1 protein-coding gene is annotated in these 578 nt (G+C 64.4%); it reads right to left on the reverse strand.

Annotated features, from left to right (window positions below):
- On the reverse strand, positions 1 to 578 hold a 578-nt coding region (locus ACWGTI_RS32635), incomplete at both ends, for a transposase (protein ID WP_454590678.1).

Consider the following 578-nt stretch of genomic DNA (forward strand, 5'->3'; position numbering starts at 1 on the left):
GGGCAGGATGTCGGCAGGTGCAGGCGAATTTGGGTCTTCATCTCGACTACGCGCGCGGCGATCTTGATGAGGCGCAATCGCAACGTGTCGAATTGGGCGACGGCAAAGCTCGATCGTTTCGGCATCGCGGCGCGCAGGCCCCACATAAGCCAGTAGGCGCCGGCATGCAGGAACAGCCGGAACTGGTTAGCCGTCGCTCTTGTGCAGGATGTGCGGTCGGCAGCGAGATGCGTCTTCCAGGACTTGATGTGGTTCTCAGCCCCGCCGCGCCGGCAGTAGACATCCTCGTAGAGCGCCTTGGCCTTGCCACCGGCAAGGTTGGTGACGATGAAGCGGGTGTCAGTACCCTGGGCGCCGACCTCGACGCGGGCGATGATGCGCTCGACGCGGCTCCAGCTGCCGGCGCCGTCCAGGAACTCCTTGAACCTGCGGACGTTGCCCGTCTTCGCCGACGCTTCGAAGCGCGCCGTCGTGCTGGCTTCCAGCTCCATGACATGCTTGCGCAAGGTTGTGGTGGGCGCCACGCCGAGGATGAAGTCGACATCGTTGGCGCGGCACCAGTCGATGACCTGTGGACT

The sequence above is a fragment of the Mesorhizobium sp. ArgA1 genome, assembly GCF_053714375.1.